The sequence below is a fragment of the Pseudopedobacter sp. genome (genome assembly GCF_040392825.1).
GTDB lineage: Bacteria > Bacteroidota > Bacteroidia > Sphingobacteriales > Sphingobacteriaceae > Pseudopedobacter.
The window spans coordinates 1-11812 of sequence record NZ_JBEBVH010000115.1; the positions used below are offsets into that span (position 1 = coordinate 1).

Below are 11812 nucleotides of genomic sequence, written 5' to 3' on the forward strand. Positions count from 1 at the left end.
CTTACGGGTCGTTTTTTGCAACACAAAATGATGCGTATATTTATATTGATTTTTAAGGCTGGACAGTTCTTTTATAGGTGTCAAAACTCCGGCAGATTTTTTGAAATTATTCCAAGATTGAAAACAAAACTTAACTCCAGAAAAGACTTTACTCACCAACACGATGAGATATCCTTTTTTAGATGAGGTATGGAAGCACAAAGCAATTTTATTATTTCTTATCTCCTCATTAAAGTCGTGTACTTCGAATACTGATAGTTTAACGGGTTTTCACTTACTCTAAACGGTGTATTTTGGTCAAAAAGTTCTGCCAGTTTTTTATTTAATTCATTTAAGAAAATTTCCTTTTCTTCTATCAGGAACTCATTGCTTAAATTCAATTTTGTACGCTTTGTCCCGCCTTTTCCATCATCAACTTTTCGATAAGACTGAAACAGCACACCTTCTTTATTCATGACTTTCAGGACATAAAGATTAGGTTCTACAAACTTCAGGTTCTTGGCTTGCTCAAAAACATACGTATAGAAAAGCGTTTGTACCAGGGCCTTGTTAAGGTTCTTGCCATGGGTATTGAAACTTTCTTCAATGCTGTGATAAGACAGTTTATCTGAACCTGTTTTATAATCAACAATGCGGGTAATTCCTTCACTGGTTAAATCTACACGGTCTATAATTCCTTTAATATGGATTGTTTTCTCATTCCCCGCTGCGTCCATAAATGTGTAAGGAACAATCATAGCCTCTTCCATTTGGACAATAGTAAAAGGAGCACATTTTTCATCGTAATTGAGAATAATATTACAATATTCTTCTACAATTGCTAAAACCACCAGCTGCATTCCCGAAAAGTTAGTTTGCCTTTCCGCATTGTCATATATAATCTTATTAAAATTGGTTTTAATCAAAGCCAGAATATCTTTACGTTTTTCGGCAATACGTTCCTGGGTAATGTATGTACTTTCTGATTTTAGGGAATTATAGAAATCTTCCATTGTTCCATGAAGGATAGAACCCAGATCATTCGCTTCAACCACTTCATGAACCTCCTCTGGTTCTTTTATCCCGGCAATGTAATTGAAAAAGAAATCAATCGGATTAGCAATATAAGTTGTCAATGCCGAAGCAGAAAGTGTTCTTCTTCCGGTAGAAAAGTCATTCAGCACTTTCATAATCTCATCGGTTTTCTCAATTTCTGTTGCTTCGCTTTTTTCTACTTCCACATTCATTTCCTGATGGAAATAATTGAAATTCCATCCACTTTCATATTCCAGCTGTTTTAAGAAACGGCTTGGTTCTCCAGAATTGCTTTCATCCGTTAGGCTGTTGTAAACCACACTTACTTTTTCTGCTCGCTGAATTAATCTATAAAACATATAAGCGGAAATGGCATCCTGATTTTCCAAAACCGGTAAGCCGTAAACTCGTCGTAAGCTATCCGGGATAAAACTGTTTCCAATAGTTGTTTTGGGGACGATTCCGTCATTTAGCCCCAAAAGAACCACATGCTTGAAATTCAGGTTACGGCTTTCCAGTAATCCCATTACCTGCAAACCATGTAACGGACTTCCACTTAACGGAACAGATACACTTTGCAGCGTTTTTTGAATAAGTGAAATTACAAAACCTACCTCTAAAACCTGTTTACCTTCATTTACATGTTTAGAAAGCGTGTCGTACAAGCGATTGAGTTCCTGTATGGTTTTAATGAATAATTCCGAGTCTATTTTTTTCAGATTCTTTACGTATAGCTGTCTTTTCAAAATAGCTTCCAAAGCATCTTTTAAGCCCTTAACAACAGCAACCGACTCACTTATCTTTTGGAAAAAATCTATAAATATGCCTTTTTGCGGAAGTAATCTACTTTGCGGAACCTGTACAATCTGTTCTGTTACAAAAGCTTTCAATATTTTCTCCCGCATCTTTTCACTTAAGCCAACCAACGGATGAGATAAAAATGCTTCCACATTCTTGAAAGAAAAAGTAATTTCCTCTCCTGGTTTAAACTGATGGATACTTTTCTGGATAGTCAGCCATAAATCTGCCAAACCGAACAACGTCGAAGAAACAAAGGAAACTCCCATTGTTACATTCAAGTTTACTTCCAAACCAGTTTCATTTCCTACAGGATCTTTCAATTTCGAAGGAATAGTCTGCAAAGTTGGCAACAACAAAGACTCGTCTGCCAATACAATAGCGGTATCTCCATAATCTTTGTTAATCGCTAATTGGACATATTCATCCTGAACAATGTCATTCAGGATTTTAGCCTGTACATTATGTCCCTGAACTTTGTAGATATCTACCGGCCTTATTTTCTCTTTTATAAAAGCTTTTTGGCTGTCCAACGCATTAACTAAACCTATCCGGTCTATATTTTTCCTAAGGAACAAACCGGCTTCCTGCAAAGGATCTTTTAAATAATAGGCATCGGTATCAAAATAGAATCTGGCTAAATCAGCTTCCTGCAGACGTTTAAAAACTTTTGCTTCTGCTTTTGTTAAGGCATTAAAACCTATAAATATTAGTTTACATTCACCAAATTCCTGTAAAAAGGCTTTGTTATCATGTTTATCTTCTGCCAGATTCCGATAAGCCATTCCCATTGTTTGCAGCTTCTGTCGGGCTAATTCTTCATGAAAGGATTTATATAACAAAGGCATTCTCCGCCACATTTTGATAAAATTCTCTTGCTGTCGCTTGTGTTTACCTTCAGAATAGGATGTCCAAAACTGTGACAGAAACTCATGTTGTTCTGGAGACAAGAAATCAAACTGCTGATTGATTAAAGCGATATCCTCCAACTCGTGATACAGCCTGTTGGCATCTACCAAATCGTTATCTATCTGAGAAAAATCGCTTAAGATAATCTTTGCAATTGGAAAAAACTGCGCCATATCCAATGAACCCAAATTCTCTTTTGCCAAAAGCTGATTGTATAATTTATAAAGCGTAAAGAATTGCGCATAGAAATCCGCGATTTTATAGTTTGTCGATTTAGCAAAAAGTTCCTGAATGGTGAAAAAAGTGGGACTCCAAAATGGCTTTTGATAAAGCTCTGCCAAATATTTCTGTAAATATGCTGATGGTCTTTTATTATTGAAAACAATAGCGCAATGCTGCAGCTTATCTCCAAACTGAGCTACTAAATCTTCGGCAACTTCTTTTAAAAACGGTTTCATGTGGAACTTAAATAGCTTTCAATTTTTTGGTTAATGCATAAAACAAATAAGCGCTTACTTTTGGATACCCCATAGCCAGCAATAAATGTTTATATTCAGCTAATTGTGAAATATGTGTATCATGCTCTTTATTGGTGAATTTGTAATCCAAAATAATAAGCTCATCATCACAGACCAGAATTTTATCTGGACGATGTTGTTTCCCCAATTCATCTATAATGCCTTTTTCTTCTATAGTTCTTTTCGCTCTGGACAAGAGGTATTGCAATTCAGGATGTAACAGCACTTCGTTCGCCGATTGGACAAACTCTGCCTTTTCATCAGCAGAAACAATACCTTGAATATTCAAATCATCTACATAAGAAATTATATCTTCCTGATTATTCACATTGGCCAGAATATCATGTAAGATACTTCCTTTCCTGCCCGACTGTTCGATATTTAATAAATGATTGGCATGGCGGTCTTCGACAGTTTCGTAAATTTCTGTAATCCTGTCTGAAGTAGGGTAGGTCTTTAACGGAATGATATTCTTCGCAGATTCTTTTGTCTGTTTATGGATATAATTCCCCTGAATCATTAATCCATCTTCATCAAACTGATCCTGATAAATCAAGCTGAATAAATCACCGATGGATTTACCTTCGTTTTTTTCGCTTCCCTTTATTCCGATAAACAGATAATCCTTTGCTCTCGTTGTGGCTACATAAATCATATTCAAACTATCCATATAGCTATATAATTCTTCTTCGAAATAGTATTTGGCGACTGAAGAATTGGCCAGTTCTTTTGAATACTTTAACGGAATACTTCCCAAAAGTGCATAAGGGGTTTCTTGAGCGGGCACCCAAAATACACTATTGCTTTTTCCGCTTAAACCCAGATCACAGAAAGGAATAAAAACGGCCCTAAATGCCAATCCTTTAGATTTGTGGATAGTTAAAACCTGTACGGCATTAGCTTCTTCGGGCGATGGTAATGTTTTAGAAATACCATCTTCGTCCCACCAACTCAAAAAGCTATGAATGCCTTTTTCGCCCTGTCTGGTTGCATTGCCAACAAGATCTCTGAAAGCCAGCAGATAGGGTAAATAAGTTCCCTGAGCGTCTAAATCATAGGCTTTAATGATCTTTTCAACCAGTTCCGGCAAAGGAAACTGAATCCAGAGATTAGCCTTTTCACATAACTCCCGCGGTAATAAATGCCCCAATTGTTCCAGCGATTTAAAACGCAACCCTAAATAACTATTGGGCTGAACAGGTTTTCCGGTTATTTTATGATAAAGTGCAATACAATTCGCCTTATACAAAGACGTATTTTCTTCATAACCGACCAAAGCACATAAAGTATTGACAATTAATTTAATTGCGGTATTGTTGCCAATTAACAGTGCCTCGCCCGAAACAACAGGAATTTGTGCTTGCATCAACGCCTCGACAACGGCAACTGCTTCTTTGTTGGAACGCACCAGCACACTGATGTCTCTATATTGATAAGCTTGATTGGCTTTTAGCTCAATGATTTCCTCTACCAGATATTCTAGAGCATATTCCCTGAAAACTGTTTCTGAAAATATACCTTCCTGTTCTTCCTTTTTTACAAATCTTTTAATTTTCACCACGCCACCGTCTGGTGTATTAGGTGTTATCTTTTGTTCAGATTGATGATAGACATTTTCAATAACTTCCTGATATTCATTTGCCTGCCACCAGTTACTCAGATTTTTGTCTTCAACTTCAGAAACTTCGGCGTTAATCTTATGCTGAATCAGGCCCGGTAATTTATGATAAAGCTCATTATTGAAGCGGATGATTTCTGTAGAGCTTCTGTAATTTTCTTCCAGTTGATCATCCAAAACATTATGTTCACCTAAATCTTTCTTTACACCGGAATGTAAAATATTCCAGTCTCCATTTCGCCAACGGTAAATAGATTGTTTGGTATCCCCCACTATCAAATTGTCTGTCAGCTCTCCGCTTGGTTCTGCAATAGCATTTTGTACTAAAGATTTAAAGCTTCCCCATTGACTAACCGAAGTATCCTGAAATTCATCGAACAGGAAGTTTCTGTATTTATTGCCAATCTTTTCCCAAATGAAAGAGGGATTATCTCCCGCATCATCTGTAATCCCGGTCAATAAGTTTTGTGCGTCGCTAATTAAAAGGTTACCGCTTTCTTCCCGATAATCTTTTAGCAAAGCAACTAATTCTACCATCAACCTTAGGAAATACACATTTTTATTAAACTGCTGATGAAGGACATAATTAGAATAGAATTCTGAAAAATGTCTTTCCAGCTCTTTTAATAAAGCGTTAACTTCCGCATAAGCATCTGTTGAAGCATTTTTCTGAAACCATTCGTCTTCCGGCGCATCTACCAGCACAAATAACTTCGAGTAATCTTTAAAATCTTTTCCGGCAAGTTTATTCAATCGCAAAAGCGGACTTCTGCTCTTTCCCCTTAATTCATCTTGCGTTACTTCAAAACGTTCTAATACAGTCAAAGCTTTCTGCGATAGTTCTACAACTTCCTTTTCAAAAAGGACAACGCTTTCTTTAGATATTTTTGCAAAGTCCAGAAAAACCTCATTGGCATTTTCCAGACCTATTTGTTGTAAAGCCTGTTCAAAAACTGCAAAACGCTCTTTAAAAATTTCTCCGGTAAGATTTAACAGTTCACTTTTATAATTCCAGCTTTTATTGTCTTCTATTCTTTCTTTAGCTAATCTGATAATCCATTGTACTAACTCAGGCTGTTTGTCCAACTCTTTATCCAAACGCTCTACCAAATTCTCTTTCACCTTATCGATATTCATTTCTAAAGAATAGGAGGCATCTAACCCTAGCTCAAATGCAAAACCACGAATTACTTTTTGAACGAAACCATCAATGGTATTTACAGAAAAACGACTGTAATCATGTAAAATCTTTCTATATATTATATCTGCCTTTTCACTCAATTTTTCCCGGGTAAATGCAGGATAAGCTTGTAGTATCAGCTTGCGATAGCTTTCAATTCCGGTATCATCACTATTTTCCGCTAAGCCTTTCAGTACTTCTAAAATTCTGGTCTTCATTTCTTCCGTAGCCTTATTGGTAAAGGTTACGGCCAATATCTCCCGATATTTGATTTCATTGCTGAACAGCAAAGTAAGATAGTGAACAGCCAAACTGAACGTCTTTCCTGAACCAGCGGATGCCTGAAGTCTTTTAAGCGGTTTTTGCATGTTGTAAGTCTGAAATCAAAATTAAAAATTAAAAAGACTCTTATTTGAGATTTGGATAAAGTTACGTCAAACTATATTCCTTTAAGAGCAGTGCTTGTTTAAAGATAATATTTTTCTATATTTATTTGATTATTATTTCCATGGATAACCAATTACAATCAATTATTCCAAACGAAGCTGTTGTTGACAAGATTTACAATATCAGAGAACAGAAAGTAATGTTAGATAGTGATTTAGCTTTATTGTAGGTATAGACACAAACAGAATTAATGAGCAGGTAAAACGAAATATAGATCGTTTCCCCGAAGACTTTATGTTTCAGCTGACTGAATATGAGTTTCAAAACTTGAAGTCGCTATTTGCGACCTCAAGTTGGGGAGGAAGAAGAACTCTTCCCTATGCTTTTACCGAACATGGCGTTTTAATGCTATCCAGCGTGCTGAACAGTAAAAAAGCGATACAAGTAAACATACAGATTATGCGGATCTTCAATTATTTCAGAAAAATGCTTTCTGACAATGCTAATATTGTTATGGAACTTGAAAAACTTAAAAAGAGTATTCGAAACCAGGATCAGAACATCGAAGTCATTTTTAAATATCTTGATGAATTATCCGAAAAAGAAAATACCTCAAAAGCAGAAAAAGGATAGGATATATGCAGGATGGTCTGTAATCGCTAATTGATCTTGAAGTCACAATTTGTGACTCAAGTGAGAACGGTGCATAAAAAATCGTCTCAGACAGAGGTCCGTTATTCAAATTTAACTATCGCCAAAATTACTATTTTTGCTGAAGGAATGCGCTAAGAGCCTATTCCTTAACATCTTCTTTCTTCTTCGCGTTTTTCTTTTTCTTCTTTTTGTCCTTGTCTTTTGCTATAAAATTTGGGCGTTTTTCAATATCTACCGGCAGTCCTAGCAAATCACGAATAACTATAGAAGCTATTCCACCTCCAAAAGCAGCAGGTAAATACGAAATAGTACCATAAGCAGAAAGCTTGAAGTTGCTCCCGTCGGTCATGACCAAAGATTCCTTCATCACCTTTTCTATCGAAAATACTGCTTTTATAGAAGATGCATTAACCATTTTTTTCAACCGTTTGCGTATATACTGCGCAAAAACACATTCCCATGTATCGGTTAAATAGGTTGTTCTTAGCTTTGTTGGATCTACTTTACCTCCAGCTCCCATAGAACTTGCAATTGGCAAATTGAACTCTAATGCTGTAGAAAGCAGCAACAGTTTTGGAGTAATGCTATCAATACAGTCCGCCACATAGTCGAACTTTTGAGTACTTAAAAGTTCCTTACATTTTTGCGGCGATAAAAACTCTTTAATCACATGCAGTTTAAGTTCAGGGTTGATTGCCAGCAAGCGTTCTTCCATAATTTCGGCTTTACTAACACCATGGTTTGTCGCCAGAGCAGGTAATTGCCTGTTCCTATTAGATGGGTCTACAACATCGCCATCCACAATAGTCATTTCACCAACTCCCGCCCTGCAAATAAATTCTGCAGCGAAAGAGCCTACACCACCTAATCCAACAACTAAAACATGTTTCTTTTGAAGGGTTTCTATTCCATCGTTTCCAACCAATAAGGCAGAACGCGACAACCAACTTAAATCTGACATGAGAAGTATTTTCGAATACAAAAAAACCCTTTTGAATACCAAAAGGGTCTTAATATTTTAATAGAAGTAATATTATCTTTTAGCTTTAATACGAGCAGCTTTACCAGTAAGATTACGTAAGTAGAATAATTTTGCTCTACGTACTTTACCAATGCTGTGTACTTCAACTTTTTCTATATTAGGAGAATTTACAGGGAAGATACGTTCTACACCTACACCGTTAGAAATTTTACGAACAGTGAAAGTTTCAGTAGAACCAGCACTGTTTCTCTGGATAACTACCCCTTGATAAACCTGAACACGCTCTTTGTTTCCTTCACGAATTTTATAGTGAACGCTGATTGTATCTCCAGATTTAAATGCAGGTAATTCTTTCTTTGCTACAACCTGCTCTTCTACAAATTTTACTAAATCCATGACTATATGCTGATTAAATACGATTCTTTAAATTGCTAATCGCACCGAAAATTTCGGAGTGCAATATTAGGTCTTTTTTTTCTAAAATAAAAACTAATCTGAAAATTTTACAGTATTTATTTCGGTTTACCTTTTTGGACAAGAATTACTTAGCTATCAAAAATATCGAAAACCCCTAATTAAAATAAAGTTTAAAGATGCTTTCTCCTGAATCATATTGTTCATAAAGAATCTCGCCATTAAATATCTTAAGGAGGTGTATACTCAATAAAACACCTATATCTTTACCCGAAACGTTTTTATACTCTTCCATGTTAAACATAAAAGCCAATTTTCCAGGCGGAATAAATAAATCTATAGATCTCACTTCCAAACACTTACCCTCTTCTTTTAGCTCTACATAAACTGCATTGCCTTTGTTGCTATAGTTAAGAATCGTATAAATCACATTTTTTAAAACAAACCTGAAAACTTCTTCGCTTGTTTCAAGACATTGATTTGTATCGAAGTTAAAGCCTAAATGCACTTGTTTATCTACCAGATAGGATAAAAATGCCACTTTTATCTCATTAGCAATAGGTAAGAGCACAAAAGAATCCTGCTTATATCCAAGTTGCCTATCAATTATCCTTTTCCAAAGGATATAATTTTCCATCAAAAAGGAAGAAGAATTAAAGAAAACCTGCAACATTTCAATAAAATCAAAATTCTGATTACCGATCTCTTCTTTTTCATACAAAGAAAGAAAATAAGCGAAATTTTTCATTGGCGCTCTTATATCATGATTGATAAGACTAATTAAATGATCACTTAGCGATTTCTCTATATTTATTTCCTTCGTTAACATTCAGACCTCCTGTTCATCTAATAATTCATAAATAGTTTTCTGACTTGTCTTTACATTGATCAATGTACCCGCTTCCAATGCAAATATTTTTTCTATAATAACCACCTTTTGATAAGGTATGTCTTTTTCTTCATCTGCTAATATGCTTCTATAATTGAGAAATGTATTTGAAGAAACACCTAATATTTTAGGGATCAACTTCATCGCTTTTTTATAATCCTTCATGGGCAGATTAGCAAGCAACTCATTTATCTTGTACTTATACATAAAGCATTTTTTTGTGAAAAAATCCAAAATTTTGTGTAGTTTGCCTAAGATTTTTTAATCAACCTAATTTTATTTAGCAAATATTACAAATAAAAATAAGAAACAATAAATAAAGTTCAAAATAGTTACATATTTTTTTATGAAATTAAAAGATATTGTTGATAACCTTTTAAAAGAAAGAGAGCGTTCTTTAAGTTGGCTTGCACAGCAGGTAGGCAAAACTTTTGATGGTTTCAGACTAAGTTTGATCAAAGAGTCTGTTAAATATACCGATCTCAAAAAAATAGCCGAAGTACTGGAAGTATCTCCTAATGTGCTATTTGGAATAGGTGTTAAGTATACTTTGGAAGACGGAGAGTTTAAAACAGAAGAATTTGAACAGCGATACTCTATTTCAAATGCTAAGGTTGAAATGTACAAACAATTAACCGAAAGCCTTAAAAACCAGCTTAAGGATAAAGATAAAATTATCGAGCTACTTACTAATAAAAATTAGTTACTCCAATAAGTCAGGTCTACGCTCTTGTGTTCTTTTTAAAGACTGTTCGTAACGCCATTGCTCTATTTTTGACTGATTTCCACTCAACAAAACATCCGGAACCTTATGTCCTCTCCAATCTGCCGGCCTGGAATAAACAGGTGCATCTAACAATTCTCCTTGAAAAGAATCTGAAAGCGCAGAAGTTTCATCAGATAAAACTCCAGGCAAAAGTCTAACAACCGCATCTACCACAATAGCCGCAGGAAGCTCTCCGCCAGACAGAACATAATCTCCAATAGAAATCTCTTTAGTTACATAAAGATCTCTTATTCGCTGGTCTATTCCTTTATAATGACCTGCTAAAATGATAATATTCTTTTTAAGGGACAAGCCATTGGCAATATCCTGGTTGAGCGTAACACCATCTGGCGTCATAAAGATAATTTCATCATATTCTCTTTCGGACTGTAGCTTTTCTATACAATTCGCGAAAGGCTCTATCTGCATCACCATTCCACTACCACCGCCATACGGATAATCATCAACGCTTTTATGTTTATTTGCAGAGTAATCTCTTAGGTCGTGTACATAGATTTCTGCTAAGCCTTTCTTCTGTGCTCTTTGTAAAATAGAATGAGCAAAAGGGCTTTCCAGCAACCCTGGTAAAACGGTAATAATATCGAAACGCATTCCCATCTTAGCTTAAATAAACATCTAATAACCCTTCGGGTAAATCTATCTTTAAAACTCTGTTTGCAATATCGATATCTTCAATGAAGTCTTCCGAGAGCGGAAAAAGGATCTCTTTTTCCTGATAATTTACCGTTGCCAAAAATTGCTGAGGGTACTCTCTTACACTCAGGATTTCACCCAACTCGCCATGTTGGCTATCTATAGCTGTAAAACCCTGTAAATCTTTAAAGGTAAATTCCTCTTTCTTTTTCTTCGGCATCAGTTTTTGTTGTAAGAAGACTTTCTTTTTCACCAAAGCTTTCGCCTTGTCTATATGATCTATATCTTCAAACAAAAAATAACCTGTAGTTTGCTGAGACAACTTGAAACCGGAAACGAAATAAGGCACCATTTTTCCCGCAATTTCCAGAAAAACAGCATTCATTTTCAATTTCTCGGGTTCATGATAAGTAAAAGCAACCTGAACATCTCCTTTTAACCCATGCGTTTTGGTAATATAACCAATCTCAACAAATTCTTCTGACTTCATCTGGCGCAAAGGTATGAAATTTACTCTTTTAATGGGAGCGCGGTCTTTAGCTTGAATTTCTCGAACCGGGGGTTAGACACTCCACGAACATAAGGTTGTAGGGGGTTACGCTTAACAAAGTTCTGATGCTCTTCTTCTGCTCTGTAAAACACATTCAGTTGAGCAAGTTCTGTAACTATGGTTTTAGAAAAAACTTTATTCTTTACCAGATTTCTGATAATGTCCTGAGCGATTTCTTTTTCTTGTAGATTTTGATAAAACAATACCGACCGATACGAAGAACCTACATCTGGTCCCTGCCTGTTTTTTGTTGTCGGATCATGGGAATCAAAAAACACCTGAACCAGATCTTTATAACTTACTTTTTTAGGATCATAGTATACCAAAGTAGCTTCGGCATGTCCTGTTGTTTCTGTACAAACCTGCTCATATGTTGGATTTTTAGTGTGTCCACCGGCATAGCCTGAAACCGCAGAATCTACCCCAAAAACCGACTCAAAAACATGTTCTGTACACCAAAAACATCCTGCAGCAAATGC

At 35.7% G+C, this 11812-nt stretch carries 11 protein-coding genes; 2 read left to right on the top strand and 9 right to left on the bottom strand.

The annotated features are described in order from the left end of the window. Positions 1-218 precede the first annotated feature (218 nt). A complete protein-coding gene (locus ABWO41_RS09675; protein WP_353137096.1) occupies positions 219-3179 on the bottom strand; it encodes a PD-(D/E)XK nuclease family protein in 2961 nt (986 codons plus the stop codon). A gap of 7 nt (positions 3180-3186) precedes the next feature. Continuing rightward, positions 3187-6405 (bottom strand): UvrD-helicase domain-containing protein, encoded by a 3219-nt coding sequence (locus ABWO41_RS09680; RefSeq protein ID WP_353137099.1) that lies wholly within the window; start codon positions 6403-6405, stop codon positions 3187-3189. Between the two features lie 289 nt (positions 6406-6694). Here ABWO41_RS09680 and ABWO41_RS09685 point away from each other — a divergent pair, with 289 nt between their 5' ends. Beyond that, a complete protein-coding gene (locus tag ABWO41_RS09685; RefSeq protein ID WP_353137120.1) occupies positions 6695-7057 on the top strand; it encodes an ORF6N domain-containing protein in 363 nt (120 codons plus the stop codon). 160 nt (positions 7058-7217) lie between these two features. Here ABWO41_RS09685 and ABWO41_RS09690 read toward each other — a convergent pair whose 3' ends face one another. From ABWO41_RS09690 to ABWO41_RS09705, 4 genes are all read right to left on the bottom strand, one after another. After that, positions 7218-8039: a tRNA threonylcarbamoyladenosine dehydratase gene (locus ABWO41_RS09690; RefSeq protein WP_353137102.1), complete on the bottom strand. Its 822-nt coding sequence runs from the start codon at positions 8037-8039 to the stop codon at positions 7218-7220. 72 nt (positions 8040-8111) lie between these two features. After that, on the bottom strand, positions 8112-8456 hold the full coding sequence (gene rplS / locus ABWO41_RS09695; RefSeq protein WP_013633867.1) for a 50S ribosomal protein L19: 345 nt from the start codon (positions 8454-8456) through the stop codon (positions 8112-8114). Positions 8457-8631: 175 nt separating this feature from the next. Beyond that, on the bottom strand, positions 8632-9303 hold the full coding sequence (locus ABWO41_RS09700; RefSeq protein ID WP_353137105.1) for a histidine kinase: 672 nt from the start codon (positions 9301-9303) through the stop codon (positions 8632-8634). Next, positions 9304-9570 carry a hypothetical protein gene (locus tag ABWO41_RS09705; protein WP_353137108.1) on the bottom strand — a complete coding sequence of 89 codons (267 nt, stop codon included), beginning with the start codon at positions 9568-9570 and terminating at the stop codon, positions 9304-9306. Between the two features lie 139 nt (positions 9571-9709). Here ABWO41_RS09705 and ABWO41_RS09710 point away from each other — a divergent pair, with 139 nt between their 5' ends. Beyond that, positions 9710-10066 (top strand): hypothetical protein, encoded by a 357-nt coding sequence (locus ABWO41_RS09710; protein WP_353137111.1) that lies wholly within the window; start codon positions 9710-9712, stop codon positions 10064-10066. Here the strand turns inward: ABWO41_RS09710 and trmD are convergent, their stop codons facing one another. The 3 genes from trmD to msrA all read right to left on the bottom strand — a co-directional run. Then, positions 10067-10741, bottom strand: a complete 675-nt coding sequence (trmD, locus tag ABWO41_RS09715; RefSeq protein ID WP_353137123.1) for a tRNA (guanosine(37)-N1)-methyltransferase TrmD — start codon at positions 10739-10741, stop codon at positions 10067-10069. Positions 10742-10748: 7 nt separating this feature from the next. Beyond that, positions 10749-11273 carry a ribosome maturation factor RimM gene (gene rimM, locus ABWO41_RS09720; protein WP_353137114.1) on the bottom strand — a complete coding sequence of 175 codons (525 nt, stop codon included), beginning with the start codon at positions 11271-11273 and terminating at the stop codon, positions 10749-10751. A gap of 20 nt (positions 11274-11293) precedes the next feature. Further along, on the bottom strand, positions 11294-11812 hold a 519-nt coding region (msrA, locus tag ABWO41_RS09725), incomplete at its 5' end, for a peptide-methionine (S)-S-oxide reductase MsrA (RefSeq protein ID WP_353137117.1).